Here is a 25,364-nt window from a genome sequence, read left to right as displayed (position 1 = left end):
GAATCGAAAAAAAGATTATTTGGAAAAACGAACCATCTTGCTTATGTTTGCAAGGACAAGTTGCAACAAGTCTTTTTCTATTATCCATTTATAATAACCTGAGCTTTGCAAAGACTTTTACAGATGGAACGTTTATACAAATTATTTAACACACTTAATTAGTAACCGCGTATGAAAGGAATAATTTTACTACTCAGTTTGTGCTTCACGGCACTCGTATATGCCGGAAATGAAAAAAATGCTCAGAAGCATCTATCTATTGAAAAAGTGACTACCAGAGAGAAAATACAAAAACCGGAAAGTCCGATATCATTAATCGACAGAATCTATTCATCTAATAGCTCGCGTGTAAAAACATTGAATAAGATTCATGCCAATAAAGAAGAAAAGGTAGATGTAACAAAATGTTGGTTGGATTTCGGAAATGTAAAAGATTACTTCTCCAGCACCAGTGACACCAAAGAACGACTGGATAGTATCATTTTAACCGACAATACGGGAAAACTTGTAAGCCATCAGCTCTTTACTTTCGATAATCACCAATGGACAATAGGACGTGTCAATTCGCTTTGGGATGAGGAGAACAATAAATGGCAACCAGTAGAAGAATACACATTCGTGTGGGACGAAGAGGGGTATCTGCTCGAACAAAAAGGGATTAATGTGATTTACAACGAAGGTTCGAAGGAGGAGTTTACTTACGATGACAAGAAACAAGGCATTTCCAACACGGTATCCATATTGAACGCTGGTCAATGGTATCCATCGGAACGAGGTGAATATAAATATGATGATGCAGGAAACATCATCGAAGTAATATCTTATACATATAACGAAAAAGAAAAAGAATGGGATAAGATTTCCAAAGCACTAGCCACTTATGATAAGCAACACAGACAGACCAGCTATGAAGAATATACATGGACGGGGACAGATTGGGACGGTATTACCAAAGAAGAATATGTGTACAATGAGAATAATATGTTAACCCTCTACAGTGACTACATGTGGCAACCATTAACTAAAGACTGGCTGTATTTCCACAAATTCGAACAGGAGTTTGTAAACGGCAATATCGTATTACAGGCAGAATCCTATTGGAATAGTACTGAAAACTCATGGATCGGATTGGAAGAATATAATGGCACTGTCCTATTCACAGGTAAAACCGAGTATAAATATGATGAGCAAGGAAGAGAAATCTATGAAGTTTACAGCCAGTATCTAGACAACGGCTGGAAGAAAAAAGTAGATATGGAAGATACATGGAGTACATTGGAAAACGGTCAGACCCAATTCATGCAAAAGACCTATTTTTATTCGGACGACAACGATACGGACAAATACATGACCGGCGAACTGATCAAAAAGTACAATGCCAACGGTGATATAGTATATGCTTTCGAAAAGAAAATAGAGGATGGCAAAGACTCCTACAAATATGAAGAAGAATATTCTTATGATACAGACAAATATTTATTAAGCTCTACCTTCTGGCTGTTTGATGAAAACAATGCAAAATTGGCAGATATTCATGAAGAGATAGTTTACGATGATAATCATAACATTATTGATTCAAAGTATAGCAACGGACAAGGTACCGGTGAAAATGATTGGATAAATATTAGCCGTTACACTTATGCCTACGAAAATAACGTGAGAACTGAAAAATTAGCTTATCGTTGGGAAAATGGCGATTGGGTTACTAATTGGGGAAATGGCGTCGATTTTGATTTATCAGTACCGGTATCCAAACTTTTCACTCCTATTGGTTATGGAGATGATTATAAGATACTTGCTACTTATGATTATACAGGTACAGAAGCTGGTTGGGATATTAATACATATACTTATTATTACTCTGACCAAAAGATTGTTTCAGGCATCAATTCTGTTAAAAATAAAACGTTCTCAGTTTATCCCAATCCTGTAGTCGACATTCTCACTATCAATTCCGATGAAGATACAGAATCAAGCTTGTACAACTTACAAGGTTCGAAACTGCTGAATACAAGCGAAAAGAAAATTGACATGTCTGGATATCCGACTGGACTATATATCATTGAAGTCAACGGGATAAAAGCTAAAGTCCTAAAAAAATAAACATTTGCAAATAAAAAAAGGCTCCATAAGAAATTGGACTAACCAATGTATTATGTAAATTGTGGATAGTGCCTATGTAAATATGGAACTGAGTAAAAAGCATTTCTCTTTTTATTCAGTCCCATATTTATTACAAATGATCTAAGACTTCAAATGTATTTATCTAGAAGAATAACTTCTTCCTAATAAGATTTTCCAACCACATCCTTTCTACAAATCAGAGAGGATATTCCTCAAATGCATACAATAAGGTGGACAGGTAGCGTTCACCGGTATCGGGCAGAAGCACCACGATAGTTTTACCAAAGTTTTCGGGCAACTCAGCCAACTTAGTAGCAGCATATACCGCAGCCCCTGAAGATATTCCGACCAATAATCCTTCCTGAGAAGCCAGCTCGCGACTGGTACGAATGGCATCGTCATTCTGCACTTGAATTATTCCATCCACAACGGATGAATCATAGGTCTTGGGAATGAACCCCGCACCAATCCCTTGTATTTTATGCGACCCCGGTTTACCACCGGATAATACAGGTGAATCGGCTGGTTCAACAGCAACTATTCTTATCTCCGGATTATGTCTTTTCAATGTTTTACCTACACCACTCACTGTACCCCCGGTACCTACACCGGCTACAAAAATGTCTATCTTACCGTCCGTGTCCGTCCATATCTCCTCTGCCGTAGTACGTTCGTGTACAGCAGGATTGGCAGGATTCTCAAACTGTTGCAGAATCACCGAACCGGGGATAGTCGCTTTTAAATCCTCTGCTTTAGCAATAGCACCTTTCATTCCGTCTGCACCGGGAGTAAGTACCAATTCTGCTCCCAGCGCTTTCAACAGATTCCTTCGCTCCACACTCATGGTATCGGGCATTGTCAGAATCAGTTTATATTTTTTGGAAGCAGCAACAAAAGCCAATCCTACACCCGTATTACCACTGGTCGGTTCTATAATTGTTGCACCGGGTTCTAAAATACCTTTAGCCTCAGCATCTTCAACCATAGCCAAAGCAATACGGTCTTTTACACTTCCTGCAGGGTTGAAATATTCCAATTTTACTATCAAACGGGCTTTCAAATCCTTACTTGCATCGTAATTACTCAACTCCAGTAACGGAGTATTACCTACGAGATCCGTCAATCTTTTTGCTATCTTTCTCATATCTGTAATGTATTAATTATCTAAACTTTTATGATAATGCAAAGATAGCCATGTTTCAACTTAACAGAAATACCACAGTTGTGGTAAATTCATACTATAAATGAGGGATATGGCTAACAAATCCAAGAAACCATTGAACTGAATTCGTATAAGAACCGTTAATATATGAAAGCAATCCATAAACATAACTTCAACAATGAAAAGTAATATCCTCACTGTCTTCTTTATCTTATTCGCTTTTCCACTTAGTTTAGCTGCACAGGAACACAGCCACTCCCATGCACGGAACGAGATTGGAATCAGTCCGGGAGTCACGTATTCCCCATCATATGAAAACTGGGGATTCGGAATCCATGCCCACTACTTCCGCACATTGGGCGAACATAGCCCTTGGGCATTGGGCGGAAGTCTGGAGCAAGTATCGGGGCACGGTTCACACTGGACGGTAAGCGTCGGAGGGAAATACGAGATATTCGATAAACTGAATATAGCCGTAATGCCCGGAGTCACCTTTTTCAGGCACAATCATGAACACGGACCCCAAGAGACTCATGAACACACCAAGAAAGCCCAATTCTCGGCACATTTCGAAATAGGCTACGACCTCATCCATCTGGAGCATTTCCATTTAGGCCCGGCAATCGACTATTCATGGAGCAAACATGATACCCACTTCATGTTGGGAATTCATTGTGCTTACGGATTCTAACATGCGGAAACTTTCTAATTGAATCCGGCAACGAATTCCATTAGCTCTGTATCGAAATGAATGCCTAACTTCCTGCGGATTCTGTAGCGTGCCATCTCTACACCGCGAACCGAAATATCTAACAAAATAGACATATCGAGCAAGGGAAGATTCAGCTTAAGATAAGCACATACTTTCAGTTCATATGGGGTTAATTCCGGACAAGCTTCCTGCAATTTATCAAAAAAAGTCGGATAAATGCAGTTGAAGTTCGTTTGAAAGGTGTACCAGTCATCTTCCGATTCCATATGTTGCTTAATAATCTCGGCCAATTTATTATAGCATTTACTCGGATATTCATTACCAAGAGCCTCCTTTTGGCGATCGAGTTCCTTTTTCAGAATTCGGAGTGCTTCACATTTCCTGACCATCATCATAACAATGTTAGCTATCTCCTTGTGTTTATGCTCTATCTCGATCTCCCGTTTCTCATTCTGAAGACGAGTTATCATTTCTTTTTGGCGCTCAATTTCTGCCTTGTATTTGGCAATCCTTTTTTCAGCATAATTGGGCATATCCTCTTTAAGTTTATAGGAAGCATAATACCTGACACCTATTATAATCATCAATGCTAACAAAACAGCATAAATCAGCAAGGCCCACACAGATGTAAAAACAGGAGAGACAGTGTATAGTTCTGTCTCGATTGGGTATGTATTCATATTCGCAAATCTTCTTTAAGGATATGAAAAAATAATATGATCGGTTGTCTTTCGGAAGGAAACTCTGCTTTCGAATAAACTTCCGGATATAATTTACAATCAGATAACAGCCGGGTCCCGAAACTTCTCCGTGGTCGAAACCCTGTAACTCATATAAACTTACATTCTTGTTCCCGATATTTTTTGCAACGGAAGCTAAAAGAGCATTTTCTTCCCAACGATCCGCCATTTCCAAGTCGCGGCCACCGGTAATGAGAATAACCGGAGGAGTATCTTTACGCACTTTGTTCACCGGTGCATATTCATCGATGATCGGGATACCGTTTGGTAACCCACGTTCTTTACGAATCGTAAAATGAGTCACCGTCTGTCCGCTTATGGGGAGATAAGCAGCTACTTTATCCGCATCCGCCCCATAGGCCTCCATATATTTCTTGTCCATAGCCAGTATCAACGTCAGATAACCACCGGCAGAATGTCCCGACACAAAAATACGCTCCTTGCTGCCGCCATACTTCTCGATGTTCTCAAAAGTCCAAGCTACGGCTGCCGCTGCATCTTCTATATAAGCGGGATTCTTCGCTTTCGGACTCAAACGATAGTTAACGGCCACAACAGCAAATCCCTTATTCATCAATTCATGAGGAATATGTTTTCCTCCTACTTCCAATCCACCCCCATGGAACCAGACAATAGTAGGAAAATCTTTCTTTCCTTCCGGATAATAAACATCCAGTTTACAGCGCTCTTTACGGTAAGCATCCTTTTCGGAAGCAGATACATAAGAGAGATCAGTATCGGTTTTATACATTTCCTGAGCCTGCAAAGCAAAAGCACAAAGCAGGAACAATAAAAAAATCATCTTTCTTTTCATGGTTTTGTCTATTTTAAGTGTTTTCAAACTGTTCTTTTTACATTTGTCTTCCATGCATACAGCATGACGACCACAAACGAAAGTAACGGCACGATAAAAGAGAACGACATTGTTGTCCGGTCAGCTACATACCCCATCATCAACGGACCGACAGCTCCTCCAATCGGTGACATCATCAGATAAGAAGATGCTCGTTTGGTGTGTTTCCCCAGCCCTCTTAACGAAAGGGCAAAGATAGTAGGAAACATGATTGCTTCAAATGCATAGCCTAGAAAAAGTGCAATCAAAGAAAGAATTCCCAAATTCAAGACAAGCAGAAAAGAAGTGGTTACTGTCGCAATCGCACAAAATAGCAGAACCTTCTCTGCCCGGACACGCTGCATGATCCAACTGCCGGCAAAACGTCCGCACATAAATAGCCCTAACCCACCGAAAGAAAGTACCACAGATGCATCACGTGGATTCATCCAGCCATCATCCACCACATAGTTAATAAAGAAGCTATTGATAGATATCTCTGCTATCTCATAACAAAACAAGGCCGCTATTCCAAAAATAAAGAGTTTGTGCGACCACAGCCCCTTTGCTTCTTCCCTCCTATCCTTCTCTTCTTCATGGGTAATCTCCGGCAATCTCACTCTGGTAAAGACGAATGCAACGGCCAATACCACAACACCCATGATTGTGTAAGGCAAAGAGATGGCACCCGACCCGTCTTCCGAGAAAAGTAACAATCCACCGACAAGGGGACCACAAATACATCCCAGTCCATTAAATGACTGCGCCAAATTTAGGCGGCTGGCAGCTGTCGCTCTATCTCCTAACTCCGTCATATAAGGATTGGCAGCCGTCTCAAGAAATACCAATCCGCAAGCAATGACAAACAATGAGAAAAGAAAGAAATTGAACGACATGCAATATTCTCCCGGAATAAAAAGTAACGAACCGCCCCCGTAAAGCAATAGCCCGAAAACGACTCCCCGACGATATCCGTACTTGTTGATAAACAGTCCCGCAGGAATTGCCATCACGAAGTAACCCAGATAAAACATCACTTGTACCCATGCCGAATGTGTTCGGGTTATCACCAATACATCTTGAAAATGCTTATTCAGTACATCAAGAATAGCGTGAGCAAATCCCCATAAAAAAAACAGAGAAGTAACTAAAACGAAAGGAACCCGATATTCCTTCTTAACCAATGCGTGTATTTGTTTTTGCATATCTTAATAGTCCATAGTTCAAAGCCTCTCCAGAAGACTTTACAGGGCGTAAAGATAAGCATAATGTTAAAACAAGAAAAGATTCATCCGACCGAAATGACGTTTAATCTTTATTTCATTTTCAGATCGGAAAATAATCGAATCCTATGAAAACAAATCACCATGGCTTATGTTATCTTTCGACAATGTCCGAAGAAACGAACGGATTTGCAACAAAACTACCATTTTCAGGGGAACCTAATAAAAGGCGCCCTTAAAGCAAGTGATTTTTATTAACGTTTAAAAGTAACATTAAAAAATGGGATTATGAGTAAAAATGTACATAGTTTCTGCATGGTAGTTTTGTTGGCGGTACTTGCCAGCTCATGCATTAAGGAAACCCTTCCGGAGTGTCCATCTGAGATGATCGTAAAGTTAGTCATCAAGGACATGAATTATTCCAATATAGCTCATTTCCCTGAGCTTTCTCCGGAAAGTACTTCACAGCCCTTTTCACATTTCTCGGGCTCTCTCTATTACATCCTCACAGATGCTGCTACAAAGCAAACAGTACGCGAATCCGAAATAATGGTATTGAATGACAATAATCCAGATTATACGATTACATTCAATGATCTCCCTGCAGGAAAATACGAACTCTCAGTATGGGGAAACGTCACGAATGCCATACCGATAGGAATTCTCCACCAGAATGGACTTGAACATACCGATATTTATACTGCTCAGGCAACTTTGTCTATAATACCCGACAGCCAAACCCAGACAGTAGAGTTGGTAAGGGCCAAAGGTAAATTAGTCGTATTCTGCCGTAATTTCCCAAGCAATATTTCAGTATTAAGCCTCGCAATAGCTCCTGTTTACCAATCGGTTGATGCTACCCTCAATTATCAGGGAAGTACGAACATTCAAAAATCAACCACTCTTCAAGCAATCAATGAAACTTTTGTAGCTCCCACGCCCCAAGGAAGTACAACTAAACTAGACTTAAGTTTTTATACAACAGATTCCCGCGCAACAATGCCCGTATTAAAAGTACCGCAGATGGATATAGCAATGCACCGCAACGAAATATCGGCAGTTGCTATAGACTACGATGAAACCGGTGGTGCATGGGAAATCTGGACCTATACCGAAGGTGAATGGACGAAAGTCCACCATCTGGATATCGAGTGATTTGTTTTTTCCTATCTATTTATTAACTAAACTTTATTACATCATGAAAAAATTTATGTTTCTTGTATTGGCGAGCGCTTTTATGTTCGCATGTTCTGACAATGAGGATCCTGCTCCGAACGTTGACAACGGTATTCCTGAAGGCAGTGTAGCTTTCGATATTTCTGCGGTTAACAGTCTTGAAGATGGAATGTCACGTAGTGGCATTTACAGCCAGGAAGCCACTCAGCATGTCACTAATGTTGTCGTTTACGCCTTTGCAAAAAGCGGTTCCGACTATACTTACACTAAGACTTACACTATCACAGGATGGTCTGACGGTACTACTTTCAAACGTTACATCGTAGCTGACGGTGATAAATTATCTGCTAATGAATATTATTTCTTAGCTGTAGGCCGTGACGCAACCGATAATTTCACTTTAACAACTCCGGCAGTAGGTGATTCCTATACTACTATGGAAGCATCTATTACTGCAAACGGGATGGAAAAAGAAATTTTCGCAGGTAATTCAACTGCTACAGTCACTGATCAGGGAAGCCGTGTAAGTATCAATATGACCCGCAAAGTTGCCGGTATCATGGGATACTTCAAAAATGTTCCCCAAACATTGAACGGACAGACTGTTCAATTTCTGCGCTTGGGCATCAGCAATGCCAACCAACAGGTAAACCTGAATAATGGAGTAGGAATCAATACGGCTCCGACTACTTACAACATCATTAACATGGATCTTTCCGGCCAGTCTGTAGCCAATGGCGTATATACAGGCAATGATCTTTCCTCACAAGGTGTAGTGAAAGTGCCCAATTCACAATTGGACGGTTCGTTTTTTATGCCTGTAAGCAATGTTACGCTTACATTAGGATTATATGCAGCCGACGGAACAGCCATTAAAACATGGACAGTAAAAGATACTCTTGGTAATTCAACCTTCAATATCCTTGCCAATAACTTCTATTCACTCGGAACGAAAGTTCAAGCCGGTAATGTAAACGGTGGTACAAGTGACCCGGGAGATGATGACAATCCTATCGACTTGTTGACTGACCAGAATATAATTATTTCCATCAGCCCGGCTTGGGAACTTATCCATAATTTGATCATCCAATAATCATAACCCCAAAAGGAATGGATAGCATTAAACAAATATATGGTCTCATGGCTACTTTGATAGTTCTCCTGCTGAGCGGATGCTCTCAGGAAGAAGCTATCGGAGTAGCTTCCGAGGAAACGATCCCCGTAGAACTAAACATCAGCTATAACGTACTGAATAATACCAGCCATAATGAGGTATTAACCCGTGCGCCCGGTGATGCCACACTTTCCGTGAACCGTATCCTGGTACTGCCATTCCAAAAAACGAATGAAGCTGCAGCGGACGATCCTGCTAATTTCATTCCGGTATACAGTCTGGCAAAACAGATAAATGTGTCTTCGTTTCCGAACGTGGTAACGAAACTTACCCTGACCCCGGCAACAACTTATAGGATATTAATCATCGGCTATAACCGGAATGATTATGATTTTGCAAACCAGAGTAGTGCTACTCGACGCTTCAACCTCGGTTCGGCAACTTCACCTACAACGCTTGCCAACTTTTACCTGCAACTCGTATCTCCTACCGATATTCCGGAGTTTTTCTCCTGCATGGCAGTAGGATACATGAATGGACAATCCATAGGCACGAGCTTCAAACCCGAGCAGATCAATAATATTCAGGGTACACTGAAACGTATCGTAAGCGGATTGACGCTGAATCTCACAAATATTCCAACTTACATCACATCCGTCTCACTGATAGCCGAGCAACTGGTCACCGCTACCCGTGCTACGGACGGAACACCTCTCACTTGGCAAACGGCAGGAGACAGCGGACTGAAAACATTTCCCGGGCAAACTCCCGTAGCCGGAAAAGTAACTTTCAATCAGTATATGCTTGGTACACCGGATGCAAGAAAAACCCTTTTTTATATAAGAATAGCTTACGGAACATTCAGTCAGAACTATCCCATCAGCATAGTTGATAGTCCGAACGTTGTTTCAGGCAACCGAATCATTTTCACGCCCAACCATTGGGTCCAAATAGATGGTAAATACATAAACAGCACCCTAGTCTTCATTCTTACGGGTACTATCAACCTAGACGATAACGCCTGGGACGGAATCAGCTAACTATTAAAACAATTACGGAGATGAGAACAGCTCTATTCATATCAACAAGTGTACTCTCCCTTTTTCTGCTTGCAAGTTGTGAAAAAGGGATGGAAGACATGACTGCTCCCCAACCGCTCCCAGAGAAAGAATTACCATCGGAAGGCTCCTCTGACGATGTTCCCGAAGGATATTTCGTGGTAAGTTTTTTAGCCGGACAAGATGACATCACACGAACGCCTGTGACCGGAGCAGATGGAAGAGTCCGGCACATCCGTTATGTTATCTACAACTCGGCAGGAGAGTACGTCAAAGAGAAAGTAATACTCACACCTGCCAACCCTATACCTACATGGCCGTTTACAGCTGTAAAAGATACATTACCAAAAGGAACTTACACGGCCATTTTCCTGGCTAACATAGAAAAGACCATGTTCCCGATTCCCGGATCAGGGGGAACCACAACGTACGCAGACGTGCTGACAAATTATAAAGGAAAAATGACGGATGCCCGCATCGTATTGCCAGGTGCCGAGTTTACAGATACTTCTGAATACTACTGGGCAAAAATAGGCTTTTCGGACGCTGCCGCACAACCTACTGTCACGTTGCAACGGATTATCAGTATGCTGAACCTGCACCGCAACTTCGTGGATGCACAAACAGCATTAAATAAATTAGAGAATAATATTGTCACGCAATTAAATTACAATGGTACTATCCAAACCACCGTCAATGCGGTTCTTCCGGCCGCCATTAAAAATGCGTTGAATTTAGGTCCAGTCGGCAACTTAGTGTACGATGTAGTCGGAGGACTTGATAAAGCAGTCGATCTTGTAAAAAATGCAGTGATAAATCAAGTTGTGAATGCCCTTTATCAGAATTTGCTGCAACAGCTCACCAACCAGATAGGAATGGCACTGACGGGCAATGCTAACCAACAGGGAGCTTTGGCCGGTTTAGGAGTTCTATTGAATCCTTGGGCAACGGATGAAGCCAATGCCGCCATTGTCACCATCCGCAACTTTCCGCAAACAATGGATTTAAGTCTCAATGTCCAATCCGTTTTTACGGGAGACCATCTTTTCAAATATACCTTTACTCCAGGAACCATATATGACGAAAAGGATATCCTTATCCGAGGTTTCAATGGTGTATTCGATGTACGTAAGATTAATGTGGTCAAACAGGGACTCATTGGCGGATTGGTAATAGACAATATCGTAGGCAGCCCTTATTTGCTAACCGGAGTATTTATAGATATAACAGACCCCATCCAAGCTACTGTCGCAACCAACTTCAGATATAAAGCCAATTACTCGTTCGTCGACCTGGGACTGAAATCGTATACCGCCCAAACCGATGGCAATCATTCGCTAACCCTGTCCGTACAATTAGCAAATATAGCCAACTTGGATGGAATATTAACAGGTATTCCTGTACTCGGCCCGATACTCAACGGAACTGTAAAAGGATTATTAAATAATATAACCGTCTCCGTACCCATCAACCTCCCGTTGTTAGGAGTAGACAACCTAACCTTATCCGGCAGTTGGAGTACACCGACAACCTATTGAATAAAACTAGAAACAAATGAAAAAAGCTTTAGTATTATTAGCCTTCAGCCTACTTTCCTTTGCTGCATACAGCCAGGTGGTAGGAATAAAAAGCAATCTGCTTTATGACGCTACCACTTCCATGAACCTGGGTGTGGAAGTAGCACTCGCCCCGAAACTGACATTAGATATATCGGGCAATTACAACCCATGGGAGTTCAATAACAAACAGTTCAAGCACTGGCTTGTGCAACCGGAGCTGCGCTATTGGCTGTGTGAAAAGTTCAACGGCTCATTCTTCGGTATCCATGCGCACTATGCCGAGTTCAATGCCAAAGGAATCAAATTACCATTCGACCTTTATCCGGGATTGAAAGACCACAGATACCAAGGAAAGCTGTACGGAGCAGGCGTCTCCTATGGATACCATTGGATATTGAAAAAAAGGTGGAGCATGGAAGCTACCGTCGGTGTTGGTTATGCCCGTGTCGATTACGACCGCTATAACTGCCAAGACTGCGGTACGAAGCTCAACAGCGGGCATAAGAATTATTTCGGTCCGACAAAGCTCGGCTTAAGCCTGATTTATATCATCAAATAAAAGGAAGAGGTATTTTCCTAACCAAATAGATATTATTAAGGAATAAGAAACAATGAAGCCGACTGAGAGACAGCTTCATTGTTTCTTATTCCTTAAATATAAGTTTTCTCATAAAATATATTAGACCTTCACCCGTGATCTGACTTGAAAATTGGTTCCGTCTCAATACTTGTTTCTATTCATTCCTATAATGATAATCATTTTTCTGAATCATATTATTATCCAAATCCTTTGTACGAATCAAACGTCCAAAAGTGTCATATTCATGATAGGTTGTAAAGCCCGAAGCATCCGTCATTTGAGTTACTCCAATCAGAGGCATAAACTTATACGTTGTTATACGAGCATCACTAAGAGTCGGTTGTGATCTTAGCTTATCCAATTTCAATTTGTCCGGATTAGTATTTGTAGATAAACTTGCAATAGAAGTCAAGCCAACCGATGATAAAGCCGAATTAACAACCGCATAGGTAGAATTCCTTATTTCTGCAACCACATATTGCCCATTATACGACCAAAGATAAATATCATGCGTCCCATCCTTATTTATTATCTCAACGGGATTACCAGAATCATCATATTTAGATACCGTATAATCCTCTTCAAAATATTGGGAATAATTATTTGCCAATGTCAAAGATGGCACTTGCTTCAATGTACAGGAACCCTTCTTCAAAACAGCATTCAATCCGGCATTAAAAACATATTGTGTTTTACTACCGGAGATGATTTTTTCATCTTTCAGAGTAATCGTCTCAAGAGGAATTCCAATCATATTTTTTTCTACCATTTTCCCTGTTATTTGATCCGTAAAGTCTTTTGCAAATTTAGTTCGGGTAACGAGAGAAGTGTTTCCAAAAGTAACCGTTTGAATATTTACGAGACGATTCTTCATATCATATTTATATCCTGTACGTTTACTGGCAAAATTTCGTCCATGATCAAAATAATCTGTTTCTAAAGTAGAATCCAAACTCCAAAATTCAGGTTTAATCTCGTAAAACATCAATCCGAGAGAATTTTGACCCGGCTCATAAAATTTAGGTATATATGAAGTTGGGGCGTTTGGTATAGATTTGAAAGAATAGCTGAATACTTTTTTCTTTAATAGCATTCCGTCACTATCGTAATAAGCTTCCTCCAATAAAGAACCATTCCCTACATGATAGTCTTTGGGTAATGGAAACGGAATTTTTGTTTTAAGCGGTTCTGCCATATATCGATAAGTTGTTTTTCCAGTTGTTTTGTTATTTATATCCACATTCTTTTCTTCAACATATTTATATACCACTTGTGGAGCAGCACCATTATTAGGGATAAAAGGTGTCCCCCAATTTGGACTGAATCCTTTATAGCAAGGCATAAATTTCACCATTTCATTCCATAATAATGAATAATAAAGACTACTTCTTATTGTCGGATCCAATATCTGTAAGAAAGCATAATCCGGTGTTGATAATAAACAACCTGAAGACATTCCATTCTCCGAATAAGAATATTGTTTCTTATTTACTATTACTCCATTGTCTATATTCTGGATTTCTTTTATTCTAAGCCCTCCCCCTTTGCTCTCATTATGCCAGATAAAGGCCACTGCATTTGCAGTTACGTGGTAGTTAAAATTTATATCCTGTCCATTATCTCCTTTGTCACTCCTCCATAGATTGATTCTATAAGTCCCTTTTTTAAGATAAATAGCATCCCTATCAAAGTTTATTGTTTCGTCATTTTTAACAATATAAATCGTTTTATCATATAAGTCCACATATTTGCTTCCCGTTTTTTCCTGAAGAATTATGCGACCTGAAGTAGGCAAAGCTGGCTTGAGCGAATTGTTTATATGATAATGATACGTCAGCCTTAAATATGAATCTTCCTCTAAGACAAAATCCTTTCCATAAGTAAAAGCATTACTTTGCTGGGAACTATTATCCGGACTGTATGAAAGAGAAGAATAAGGAAGAACCTTCCTTATAAATCCACTATTAGTTCCATCTTGAAAATCATGTGGCTCATATACAAACCGGGTTTTACCTCCGGTTGGATATTCAATCATATCTAAAGTCCCATATTGGATGTATGCATCGTGTGTAAACCTATTGGCACCTTCATCTAAATAGGATTCCGGATATTTATAAATATTATTTGTATTAGCTTTGGTTTTTAAAGTTGTGTAAGTCGGAAATTGAACTTTATTTATAGCTCCGTTATAATATCCCCACATATCTGTACTATATGAATTCTTAGCTGGTAAAACTCCACTTTTATACGAAAATTTATATTGATGCTTCCCTTGTCCTTGTTTATCAGTGATTTCAAACGAATTAAGCATTAATCGGCAAAGTTTATAATCAGTGCTATCTCCCATATAATTATAGTTGAACCTAATATTCTTAACATCGTTACCTGCTAAGTCTTTAATAATAATTTTGTCTAATTTTTGCGGTCTTAAGGGAGTAAGAGCTGATCGGACATCATAATTATCTAAAAAAAGATCCAAATCCGTTCTTCCGGAGGTTATAAAAGAAATGCTCCCCTCGCTAAACTCAATAGTTTTAGGTAGTAATTGGCTTATTTTAGAATAAGTGTAGTTGTAACTATTATATCCTCCACCTCCGATCGTTATCCCATTTAATCCTTCCATTAGTATTGGAATATCAAAATTATGAGAAGTCATTATAGGGGTACTGGAATGTTCTACATTATATGTAAAACTTACCTTTTTGCCTCTGGGAGATTCAATGGATTGCAATAAGCAACTTGTATCAGTTATAGCTCCTCTCTTCCCAAGATTCAATCTGTTTTTATCTCTACTAAATTCCGGAGTCTCATATTTTGTCTTTTCAACATAAACCCAAGTACGCTCTTTGGGTTCAAAAATGAATTTGAATCCTTGCTGGTCAATTATGCACCATGATCCTTCTACTTTATTATATGTAATATCCAAATATTGGTTTGAAGATTTAATAATAGGTTTAATAAAATCGGAAGCAGGTTCTCCTGCCTCATGCGGCTTAAAATAGAAGGTACCAGAATAGTTACAGAAATTAAAATGATATAAATCCGGTTCGTTATCACAATTTGAAACTGCATATGTTTCATCGGACATTAAATTCTCTCCTCCTGTTATTATTCCTGTTTTCGGATCATAGCTAAGCTTATGAAGAAACTTTCCATAATTTCCTGAGTACACATAATAATATCCCGAAGATGTCCCCCCCGGAGCTGATACATCGTCATAAATAAAATCATTATATCCTCTTACTTCTTTAGTAATGTGCCCCCCCGTTTCCAAAGCCCAGCCTAAACCAACCCAACCGGCACTTTGATCCACCCGGATTCCGGAAGAATTATACTTTAATTTAATTGGAATAATTAATCCGTCCAAATTAATTTCATAAAAAGGGAATTCTATTACGGGTGTCCCTGTATGATACCCTATAGGGAAATTACCGTATTCGCCCAGTGAAGAAATATTGGGAGAAACTGGAATGCTTATCTCTTGACTAAATAAAGTACTTGATAATACAAGTAATAAAAGCACAAATTTTAGTTTCATAATTATTTTATATCCTTCTTCTATTAATCACAACTATTTCAATTAAGTATGTTAGAATTCTCAAAACTAACATTTTCAAAATGTGATGGAATCTTTATCAGCTTACTGAAATCAACTTTCCAAATATTCATTTCGAAAAGTTTATCATCTTTATCTAAATATAAGGAAGCTATTACCAACACTCCATCAACATCTCTAAATTGACATTCACTTACTTGCGAACCAAAATGACGATCTTCATTAATCGTATTACCAGGAAATAATGCTAAACTTCCCATTCCTCCATCATCTAAAGAAGAAACTATCAAATCACTCTTCCAAGTAGAAAGAATATTTTTATTTGACCGCACTATCAATTCTTCTAAAAGCTTCTCCTCCTGCGGATTTAACTTTCTGGTTTTATTTAATTTCATGAATTCTTCCAATTCCCAAAGCGAATACATTCCCTACAACTTTTTCAATAGTTTCTCTCGCTAATAAAAATGTGCTAATCTATATATAGATAGCTACATAGCATCTTTTGCCTAAACGTTTGGCGACGTCATTTGCAATTTTAATGCTATCTTTAGCAATATCATAACTTCGTTTGACATAATCTTCTTGAGTTTCATAATCAGTTTTATCACAATACCAATCCAAGCAATGGAATTCTTGCCCATCTCCCCAGAACTGGTAAGCATATACAAGTTTACCATTTTCTTTTTCGGAAAATATTTCACCTCCCAAAATAGCAACCTGATTTTTATTTAATATATTCAATACGTGCAAAACATCTTTTATTGTTAATGCAATATCATCACTCCCCGGATTTATTTCCGACAAAGGTTTTCCATCTTCTAAAGGAAAATCCAAATAACTTAACAGTGATTTCATAATTTATGGTATTTTAAAATATCTATGATTAATTATTCCGTTGGCATCCTTAATATATTCAAACACACCTGTTTTACCTCCATAGCTGCCTGGCATTTCCAACCACTGGTAAACTTTTCCGTCAGCACCTATTTTTATACTCCATTGACCAAATTTAGTAGCATATCCATCTACGCTTTTAGGAAAACTATGAACTATATCATCCGCTTTTTTCATTTGGCTAACAACCTTATTAGAATATTTTGCACCCTTAAAAAAAGCAGTCTTTCCTCCCTTAGTCATATTTTTAAATAGCAAGTTCCCTAATCTTCCAATTGAGCCAACACTTCCAATACCACTTAAAATAGCTTCAGCATACAGTAATCTTTGTCCTAATTCTAATCCTAATTCATTCACTTCCCGATTAACTAAACCATTGAATAATTCAGATTTAGAATTCTCTGATAAAGGACTATCTTTACCCAAAAACTGATTTTGTAGTTTTCCACTGGAATATATTAAATCAAAGGCACTTACAGCTTTATTTGCTACTACACCAGCATTTTGATAGGCATTAAAATAAGAATTCTGTCCCAATTGTATAGAAACTTCAGGACCAATATATGTATATCCATCAATTGGTTCATGCCCTTCCTGCCAGTAGTAAGCTCCAGTCGTATTGTTTTGATACCAATCTCTCCCATCAGGATCAATACAATTCACAGGATTATTATTACAATATACATACGGACTAATCGAATAATACTTTTCACATAACGGATCAATGCTCATCCAGCCGGGCCCGTCATTTCTTAAGTACCTGTTTCCGAAATCACACCAATTCAATCCATGCATAGGATCGAACTCTTTACCACCGAATTTGTATGGTTGTTCACCATCTCCGGTACTTTCAAAGATACCACCGAATGGATAATAGTTGTTCGACTGCTCAATAGTCTCTCCATCTTGATTCATGACAACGCGGATATTGCCCAAATGGTCTTTCAGGTAATAATGATATTCATGGTCTTCACCATCCAACGTGATATAGCCCTCTTCTGTTAAAATACGCTCGATCCTGGTCTTAGGCGAACTCCATTTGTCACCATAAATCGTGTTATTGCTCTTATAAATTACATTTCCACCATAAAAAGTTTTAATAAAGTGCCGTGTAGGTGAACTCGTACTCATGTTTCCTTGAACCGACAAGGAAGACATAGGCGTGAGTGTAAAATCTGTAATCACATGTTCGGCACTCAGTTTAAGACCATTGGCATCATAACTGTAAGAAATGCTGCGGGGATTGCCATTGTCAGTAAATGATATCTCTTCCGGCAGGTTGAGGCAATTATAGGAGATGGAATTGATGTCCTTGTCCAAGTCTTTCGTCAGATTGCCATTGGCATCATAAGCAAAATCATCAGAGCCGTCGTCATGAAGATCAATATAGTTGAAACTGCCGCTCGCCAAAGGATCAATACCCGCATCACTGACATTTATCAACTGGTTACCCCGATAATTCAATGTTAAATCATCAACACGCGGGTAAGTATACTTAGGGGGCCCCTGAATTGAACTGAAATGTGAATCTTTGCCATATCGTTGAAGACGGCGGATGTTACCTTGCTTGTCATATTCAAGAACGCGCTCGCTGAAGTTGGGGAAATTTCCAGTAACAGCCAATTGAAAACTGGAATAGTCAGCCGAAAGCAGGCGATTCAGGGCATCGTAAGAGAAATCATATCTTTGAGACGCGGTAGTACCCACACGCCATTCCATCACGCTGACATTACCGTTGAAACAGGCCGGGGAGCCACCGTCATTGCTATCGTAGTAGAGGGACTGCTTAAAGGAATTGCCTGAAATTTTTGTCACCCAATTGCGAATGTTGTAACTGTAATTGGTTGTAAGGTTCGAATTCCCATGGAATCTTTTTGATTGCAAACGGCCTAACTCGTCATAGGCGTTTTCGGATAATACGACCGAAGGGTCTTCATCCAATTGGTGCGTTACTTTGGTCAAACGTTCCGCATGGTCATAAGTGTAACGATAGGTTTCAATATGGGAGAATAAGGGGGGGCTGACGCTCCGGGCGACATGGCTATATTCCACGACAAGCGGTTTGCCTGTAAAGGTATAAGATGTCGTAGTGGTCTCCGTGCCTCGCATGGCATTGTCACTGATTACTTTCGTGACCCGACCATGAGTGTCATAATGGCTGACCGTACAGTAGCTTGTATAACCATCCAGATCAAAAGTGATATTGCCTGTCAACAGCCCCTTGGCATTCACACTGCCGCCTTCCTTGCCGGAAAAGCCACTGAGGTTCAGGAAAGTATAGTCGTCATAATAGTTCACTGTGTGAAGGACGGGTGAGGATATTCCAAAAGAAGAGGAATAGCCCGTATCACCTATTCCCGCTGCAAGGATCATGCGGGTGGAGGAATTTCTTGCCAGTTGGGTCTTGACAATCTGGCTTTTTACCAAAGAGGTGTTCGTATTGGTACAGATGCCACGCATCACAAGGCGATGGAAAAGATCGTAAAGGTAGAAGGTCCATTCGCCCTTCTTGCGTTGAACACCGTCCTGGGAAAAGATGAGGTTGTCAGCCTTGTCATAAACATATTTTACGACCTCGCAGCCGGGAAGTGTTTTCTCGATGCAACGCCCGTATTCATCGTACTTATATTGGTATGCAAAAAGGGAGAGGCTGTCCGTATCTTGATAGCCGGGAGGGAGGACAAAACGCAAATTGTCGAAATCATCGTAGACATAATAAGTATCATACGGAGTGGCATTCAACATTTGCCGGCTAAGAAGCTGGCGGCCCAACTTGTCCGTGAAGAGGTAAGAGACATTTCCGTCCTCATCGGTGGATTTTGCAACATACAATTCCCGCGCAGGGTAAACTTTGTCCTGTGCCAGACTGTCAGTCGAAGTAACATAATAGTATTTACAGACAAGCTCTTTACTATCATCGTTCGTCAAATAAGAGGTGGAAACAGGATGTGTCCCCCAAGATGCCCCGGGGCCGTATTGTTTAACCACGCGGTTCAAAGGGGAGTCCTCATAGACCGTCTCGTCATAAGGACGGCTGTCGCCATTGTAAGTACCGGGAACAGCGCTCTTGAAAGAAACGGGATCGAGGTAGGAGGAGGTACTGACATGGGGAAGCCAGCTCTTGGTCGCACGGCCGAAACCATCATATTCCTGCAAGGTGACAAGATTCGAACGGTTGGGGGTCACACCTTTCTGAACGGTCTGGATAGGGCGACCAAGACCGTCAAAGTACTGGATGTTATCAATATATTTAGTTCCGGACTCGTTGAGAAAAGTGCGGGTAAGGACATAATTCTGGCTGCTCTCCTGTGAAAAGAGGGAATTAATCACAAATAGTAATGAAATGATGAAATAAAGCCTTTTCATTGTGTTTCTGCTTTTAAGATTCAAAACAGGATTATAATATGGTATTCTTAAAGACTACCGCTTCAGGACTTTCTCACCGTAAGTCTTTCCGCCAACAACCAGACGGAGAAGGTATTCACCGTCCGGAAAATCAACCAGAGAAAGCGTTTCGGTATAACGACCAGCGGGACTTTCCTGCCTACGGACATCACTCAGCTGACGACCCTGCAAGTCATAAAGCCCGATCAGCACATCTGCGGATTCGTTGAGGAGATAATCGATCTTCAGCTCGCCCTGAGTATCGATGCTGATGCCATAACTGATACGCTCATCGGAATAGCCCCTGCCATCACCGTCTTCACCGTTGCCGTTGGAGACGGAATATTCTTTTTCAACGAAGCCGTCACGTCTCTCCCGGTTGTCGGAATCCTCGTCCAGCGCGTAGTATTGTTCGTGAGGAGGATAGTAGAAGGAGGTGGCAAAATAGGGGGATGCTTTTCCAAGGCAGCAAATAGAGCCGGAGACGGACTCGAAGATGGGATAGCGGTAGCCATCCGCATACCAACGCCAAGTGTCCACCTGCAAAGAGGAGGAGTCATTGGCAAGGTACCAGTCGATGCTGTCGCGGTTCAGGATGAGAGGGAGGGTGTCCGCGCGCAAGGAGGAACCCGGGGTGAAAGGTTCCATACTTTCGACCATGCATTTGCGATGATGCACGCGCAAAACATGCCTCAACGTGTCGCCCCCCGGAAGGACAAGCATCCCGGAGGCATCCGCGGTGACCTGAGACTTACCCTGTACGTGGATGTCGAGCTGGTCACAATAACTGCCAGTCCCTTCAAAATAATCGGTGAACGTACGACCGTAAGTGAAAGGGAAAACGAGCAGGGTTTCAGGTTTGCGGTAAGTGATCAGGGTAGTGGGATTCTCATAACCCAGGGAATAGAGGGAATCGCCACGCAGATAATAATAGTACATCGTGCGGTGTTCAGTACCGACAAGGGTATCAGAATGTACGTCCAAGGAACGGTAATTCAACTCGTAATGGTCGTTCAACGGGGTTTGATCGCTGAAATCCCAGACAACCCCCACTCCCTTACCACCGGGAGCCTTATAGTCAACTTGCTGTTTGACAAGGCGGTCGCCCGAACGGGGAAGGTTACACAAACTATTCAAGGTAATCTGGGAGGACAGCCCAAGAGAGAGTACAGACGCGAACAAGAAGAGAAGTAGTGGTTTCATAAGCCTGACTTTTTGATTTGTGACGTTTATTAAACGTAATTTTCATATTCTTTAAGCGAAGAAACAAAAAATAACTGACAATCAATCCTAAAAGTCTCTGTTTAATAACATAACAACAAAAATAAGCTTCATAACAATTCTATTTATCCAAATTTTACATTCAATTATTTATACTTCAAAGGCTATCTTTCATATTCTTTTTCCGTCAAAATAGACAGTTCAAAATCAATTTCAGAATCTGTTTTATTTAGGAATTTGATCATTTGGCTACTCAAGGAGAATGATGGTGTTAAAGATATTTTAGCCTCAGATATAATTTTTGTTTTTACCTTCAAGCAATGTTTCTTACACCATTCATGAATAACAATAGCATATTTGTCCATTTCATTTAAAAATGATTCCATGACAAAATCACTATCATATGTCTCAAAAAAACCTTCTGAAATCTCCATAAGATTTATTAAGTACTAACTCTGTATTATAGTTCATAATCTTTCATTTCTACTTTAATTTTCTCAAAAAGGTAGCCAAGTAGCACCCCCCTCAATATTAATAAGTGGAGTATAATAAGTTATTTTTATCATGAAAAATAAAGTCAAATACTTTGCAGCCGGATTCACTGAATCTATATCAACAAACATTCTAACACGTTCATATTCAATATTAAGAATTCTCTTTTCCACTTCCCAACCTTCTAGGGAATCCCCAAATAAGATCGGATATTTTCAAGGCTCCACTGAATGCAATAAGGAAAACAATAATTAGTTTATACATATCAATTCTTTTATTGACTTATATTTTTAAGGTTTTTCTCCTGCCACTCAAAATTACATTTATTAGAATCCTCCTATAAAAAACATTCTTAGCCTTACTGGCAAACGTAATTTTATTAAAAATATCATTCCATCATTTCAGACTTTACAATTAAAAGTTTTTTATTAAAGACCGTATTTCGCAATTATTTCTTTCGACATTTTAGCTTACAAATTACATCTGCTTCAATTCATTTCAAATATTTCTTCTAATGCATATTCACACAATAATTCGTAAAAGGAATTACATACTCTTTAATCTCGGGGCAGGGGTAAAAAGATTGATTTATCTCGTTTCTCTGATTCTTCCTTCAATTTGGCTATATGCCTCAACCACTGCGCATAGACTCCCTCCTGTAATTCTTCGTAACCTAAATCATCTATCTGTTTGTATAGATCGTGCATTGCCTCAAAGTGTTTGTAGGCTTCAGGAGATTTTGCTTTCAATGCTTCCGGATTAGAGGCTTGTAATAAGTTTGCTAATATCAATGTCAACCGAGTTTCGTAGGCCGCCTTGCATAATAATGCATCCAGATCATTCGCGAGATATTGAGCAGCCGTATTTGCACATTTCAAATAGAAATCATCCATCCCATATTTATCATAATATCCTGCGGCTAATTCTATTAACATTCGTGCTATGGTATTAACCTTATCCAATGGTTCCAAATAAGTTCGGCTTTGCAACGCCTCTACTTTAATGTAACTGCTATTCATATAATGAGCATCTGTAAGGACTGCACCACAAGTCAGTTCTAAATTATACCATGCCTCATTTTCATCTTTAATTTTCACAAAACTATGTTTTGGAGAAGTCGACCAATAAGCCTCTGCCCCTAATTCTTCAGCCAAAACCAAATAGTATAAAGGCATTGACTGACATTGACCGACCCCAGTTCTCATTAGCTTGGTTACAAAATGGCTGTCAAAGCTAATTCTTGATTGGTAATCATCCAAATCATATTTAAGGGGATAATTTATCAAAGTTCTTCCTCCGGTTCTTATCTTCATTGTATCGGTTAAAATGCTGAAAAGCATCATGTTCTTAACTACATTATTATTTCTATCATATTTCCCTTCTTTGATTTTGTCATTGCAAAGTTGTGCTTTTGCCTGAATAGCTTTTCGATAGGCATCATAAATCAATGAGTCTTCATAGTATGCGTTTTCTACAAGAAACACAACTCTACCTAGGTTCATAGGCTGTTCCCCTTTCAGCATGCCTTCAATTTCATTAAAAGCATGCTGATAAGCAGATGTGTTATGAATATCAGCTTGAGAAGGAAAACTTCGTTCAATAAGCATTCTTATGTTCGATTGCCGCTGCATTTCCATTTGGATTCGCTGATAGTGCCTCATGTCTTCATAGATCATAGCGGCATTTCTCTTTTGAATATCCGATAATTCATTAAGTCTATAGGGATTATGCTGCCCGTTGTTGTAGGGACTGGCTGATTGCCGGTCGTGCGGATTGCTCTGTTGCCGACCATATGGATACAACGGAATTTGAGGGACTAAACCGGACTTAGGTTTAACTTCCGGTAAAGTTTGTGATGATATACCTACCGAAAAGAATAAAAGAAGCACCCTGATAAAAGATTTAATTTTGCTGAACTTCATCTTTTTTGACCATTATTGATTTCATTCTATTATCTACATCCTCTGTTCCCATCTTTCTCAACCAGTTCAAATACATAGCCTGCGGCATTTTCCGGTATCCTAATTTATGAATCATCGTGTAGATCTCATTCATTTGTGCAAATAGTTCTTGGCTTTCATCAGAATCGGGAACTGCTTGCTTATGTAATGCCGTGATCGTTTCCGCCTTCAGTAATAAAGCATTGATATAATTGGGAAAATGAGTTAAAGCGGTATCACAACATTTTAAGATAAAAGAGCCATCCTTCATTCCGAACCTGGCTTGATAGCCCTGTGCTAAATCGACAAGACAAAGAGCGATGGATTCTTTGTCCGACAACGCCTTCATGTATACCCCATTGCGGATCGCATCAGTATGGATATAGCCTGAAGCAACGTACCAGACATCGGTAGGAAAATCCCTGCATGTCAATTCAATATTATACCAACCCACTCTCTTGTTCTGCACTTTAATATAAATATGGTTGGGTGCCAAAGCTAAATGGCATTCATAGCCCATTTCATCCATTATTATTTTATAAAGATAAGGCAGTGAATGGCAGTTTCCCGTATTTGTTTGCATTAAAGTCGATACAAACATACTCGACCACTCCTCTTTACCGGCATAATCCTCAAAATTATAAGTAAATGGAATACTGCCAATTATGTCGTTACCAGAAACAATAGGAATAGTATCAGTCATAAAAAGAAAAACCGCACATTGACCGGCAGCAATATCCTTGTCTTTCTCAGGATAAACGATATTGCCGGAGTTCATTATCTGTTTACAAATCTGCGTGTATAAATTTATATTATCAACAAACACAACCTTATCGAGTTGGTTGTCGAGATAAGCATTTTCTACCGTAAAAACAGCTTCTTGAAAATTGGGTATGCTTTTTCCTGAAAGCATATTTTCACACTTCGAGAAAGCCTCCGCATAATAATTTTTTTGTGCATTTGCATGGAAGTGCATAAAAACAACAATCACTAATAACAAGGTCTGTCTTATCATATTCAGTTTTTTTTCTTACTTTTCTTCTTGCAATTCAGCTTAGGGGGATCATAATGTTGCCTTATAGTCCCTGACCCATTTTTTTTATAGTTTCGCAAGTCATTTTCACAAAAATAATAAACCATACCTTCTTTTCCATCGTCAATTATCAAAGGTGGTAAAATATATTCTTTACTCCAGTTAAAATCAATCTGATCAAATCTTTCCAGAGTGGAAATCATTTCTTGAGTTATAACCTGAGTTGTATCATTCCAATAAAATAATTTTTCATCCCTTATGATATATCTAGTAGGAAAAAACTCATCAAAAGCTCCCACTTTATTTTTATCAGTCGGATATATCTTATTAACTGCTCCAATTATGCCAATTACCAAAATCCCGTTACCAGCATCGGTAACTTTTAAACTAAATACCGTATCTTTTTTACTTAGTTTTGATGTATTTAAAAAATCAGTAATAGCGTTGTTTATAGCATTAACAGTATTCCCCTCCGAAACCAATTCTTTTTTCCATTTTGAAGTTGCACAATTTTCAAAAACAAAACAAAACAGTAATAAAAAAATAAATTTTGACTTTTTCATT

At 39.5% G+C, this 25,364-nt stretch carries 19 protein-coding genes and 1 pseudogene; 7 read left to right on the top strand and 13 right to left on the bottom strand.

The genetic code is table 11. The features are described from left to right. Nucleotides 1-171: 171 nt before the first annotated feature. Nucleotides 172-2,103: a T9SS type A sorting domain-containing protein gene (locus H8744_RS06120; protein WP_262434001.1), complete on the top strand. Its 1,932-nt coding sequence runs from the start codon at nucleotides 172-174 to the stop codon at nucleotides 2,101-2,103. A gap of 217 nt (nucleotides 2,104-2,320) precedes the next feature. On the opposite strand, the gene cysK is transcribed toward H8744_RS06120, so the two are convergent. Continuing rightward, on the bottom strand, nucleotides 2,321-3,268 hold the full coding sequence (gene cysK, locus H8744_RS06115; RefSeq protein WP_262434000.1) for a cysteine synthase A: 948 nt from the start codon (nucleotides 3,266-3,268) through the stop codon (nucleotides 2,321-2,323). A 196-nt stretch (nucleotides 3,269-3,464) separates the two neighbouring features. Between cysK and H8744_RS06110 the strand changes: the two genes are divergently transcribed. Beyond that, entirely contained in the window at nucleotides 3,465-3,977 is a 513-nt protein-coding gene (locus H8744_RS06110) for an autotransporter domain-containing protein (RefSeq protein WP_262433999.1), read from the top strand. 14 nt (nucleotides 3,978-3,991) lie between these two features. Here H8744_RS06110 and H8744_RS06105 read toward each other — a convergent pair whose 3' ends face one another. The 3 genes and pseudogenes from H8744_RS06105 to H8744_RS06095 form a co-directional block, all read right to left on the bottom strand. Beyond that, nucleotides 3,992-4,531 carry a helix-turn-helix transcriptional regulator gene (locus H8744_RS06105; protein ID WP_262433998.1) on the bottom strand — a complete coding sequence of 180 codons (540 nt, stop codon included), beginning with the start codon at nucleotides 4,529-4,531 and terminating at the stop codon, nucleotides 3,992-3,994. 223 nt (nucleotides 4,532-4,754) lie between these two features. After that, nucleotides 4,755-5,552, bottom strand: a pseudogene (locus H8744_RS06100) (alpha/beta hydrolase); the annotation flags it as partial. A 23-nt stretch (nucleotides 5,553-5,575) separates the two neighbouring features. After that, the gene (locus tag H8744_RS06095; protein WP_262433996.1) at nucleotides 5,576-6,775 is read right to left on the bottom strand and encodes a sugar MFS transporter; all 1,200 of its coding nucleotides are present in this window, start codon (nucleotides 6,773-6,775) and stop codon (nucleotides 5,576-5,578) included. Nucleotides 6,776-7,081: 306 nt separating this feature from the next. Between H8744_RS06095 and H8744_RS06090 the strand changes: the two genes are divergently transcribed. From H8744_RS06090 to H8744_RS06070, 5 genes are read left to right on the top strand one after another with little or no spacing between them, the layout of a single operon-like run. Beyond that, nucleotides 7,082-7,948 (top strand): FimB/Mfa2 family fimbrial subunit, encoded by an 867-nt coding sequence (locus H8744_RS06090; protein ID WP_262433995.1) that lies wholly within the window; start codon nucleotides 7,082-7,084, stop codon nucleotides 7,946-7,948. Between the two features lie 43 nt (nucleotides 7,949-7,991). Then, nucleotides 7,992-9,062, top strand: a complete 1,071-nt coding sequence (locus H8744_RS06085) for a FimB/Mfa2 family fimbrial subunit (RefSeq protein WP_262433994.1) — start codon at nucleotides 7,992-7,994, stop codon at nucleotides 9,060-9,062. 17 nt (nucleotides 9,063-9,079) lie between these two features. Then, entirely contained in the window at nucleotides 9,080-10,123 is a 1,044-nt protein-coding gene (locus tag H8744_RS06080) for a hypothetical protein (RefSeq protein ID WP_369410996.1), read from the top strand. A 20-nt stretch (nucleotides 10,124-10,143) separates the two neighbouring features. Beyond that, nucleotides 10,144-11,679, top strand: a complete 1,536-nt coding sequence (locus H8744_RS06075; protein ID WP_262433992.1) for a hypothetical protein — start codon at nucleotides 10,144-10,146, stop codon at nucleotides 11,677-11,679. Between the two features lie 16 nt (nucleotides 11,680-11,695). Continuing rightward, entirely contained in the window at nucleotides 11,696-12,259 is a 564-nt protein-coding gene (locus tag H8744_RS06070; RefSeq protein WP_262433991.1) for a DUF3575 domain-containing protein, read from the top strand. 175 nt (nucleotides 12,260-12,434) lie between these two features. Here the strand turns inward: H8744_RS06070 and H8744_RS06065 are convergent, their stop codons facing one another. The 9 genes from H8744_RS06065 to H8744_RS06025 all read right to left on the bottom strand — a co-directional run bounded on the left by H8744_RS06065 (nucleotide 12,435) and on the right by H8744_RS06025 (nucleotide 25,363). Then, entirely contained in the window at nucleotides 12,435-15,818 is a 3,384-nt protein-coding gene (locus tag H8744_RS06065) for a hypothetical protein (RefSeq protein WP_262433990.1), read from the bottom strand. A 38-nt stretch (nucleotides 15,819-15,856) separates the two neighbouring features. Continuing rightward, nucleotides 15,857-16,261 (bottom strand): DUF6984 family protein, encoded by a 405-nt coding sequence (locus H8744_RS06060; protein WP_262433989.1) that lies wholly within the window; start codon nucleotides 16,259-16,261, stop codon nucleotides 15,857-15,859. 49 nt (nucleotides 16,262-16,310) lie between these two features. Next, nucleotides 16,311-16,691, bottom strand: a complete 381-nt coding sequence (gene imm40 / locus H8744_RS06055) for an Imm40 family immunity protein (protein ID WP_262433988.1) — start codon at nucleotides 16,689-16,691, stop codon at nucleotides 16,311-16,313. 3 nt (nucleotides 16,692-16,694) lie between these two features. After that, complete coding sequence (locus H8744_RS06050) at nucleotides 16,695-20,096, bottom strand: DUF6443 domain-containing protein (RefSeq protein WP_262433987.1); 3,402 nt, start codon at nucleotides 20,094-20,096, stop codon at nucleotides 16,695-16,697. Nucleotides 20,097-20,150: 54 nt separating this feature from the next. Further along, nucleotides 20,151-21,317, bottom strand: a complete 1,167-nt coding sequence (locus H8744_RS06045) for a T9SS type A sorting domain-containing protein (RefSeq protein WP_262433986.1) — start codon at nucleotides 21,315-21,317, stop codon at nucleotides 20,151-20,153. A 182-nt stretch (nucleotides 21,318-21,499) separates the two neighbouring features. Next, the gene (locus H8744_RS06040; RefSeq protein ID WP_262433985.1) at nucleotides 21,500-21,769 is read right to left on the bottom strand and encodes a DUF4279 domain-containing protein; all 270 of its coding nucleotides are present in this window, start codon (nucleotides 21,767-21,769) and stop codon (nucleotides 21,500-21,502) included. 615 nt (nucleotides 21,770-22,384) lie between these two features. After that, nucleotides 22,385-23,749, bottom strand: a complete 1,365-nt coding sequence (locus H8744_RS06035; protein ID WP_262433984.1) for a hypothetical protein — start codon at nucleotides 23,747-23,749, stop codon at nucleotides 22,385-22,387. Next, on the bottom strand, nucleotides 23,730-24,782 hold the full coding sequence (locus H8744_RS06030; RefSeq protein ID WP_262433983.1) for a hypothetical protein: 1,053 nt from the start codon (nucleotides 24,780-24,782) through the stop codon (nucleotides 23,730-23,732). The genes H8744_RS06035 and H8744_RS06030 overlap by 20 nt, the downstream gene beginning before the upstream one ends. Before the next feature lie 2 nt (nucleotides 24,783-24,784). Further along, nucleotides 24,785-25,363 carry a hypothetical protein gene (locus H8744_RS06025; protein ID WP_262433982.1) on the bottom strand — a complete coding sequence of 193 codons (579 nt, stop codon included), beginning with the start codon at nucleotides 25,361-25,363 and terminating at the stop codon, nucleotides 24,785-24,787. Nucleotide 25,364 lies beyond the last annotated feature (1 nt).

Origin of the sequence: Jilunia laotingensis (assembly GCF_014385165.1) — a bacterium.
In the GTDB taxonomy this organism is placed as follows: Bacteria; Bacteroidota; Bacteroidia; order Bacteroidales; family Bacteroidaceae; genus Bacteroides; species Bacteroides laotingensis.
The sequence above is the reverse complement of the archived record's forward strand: the minus strand, read 5'-3'. Positions and strand labels throughout refer to the sequence as shown.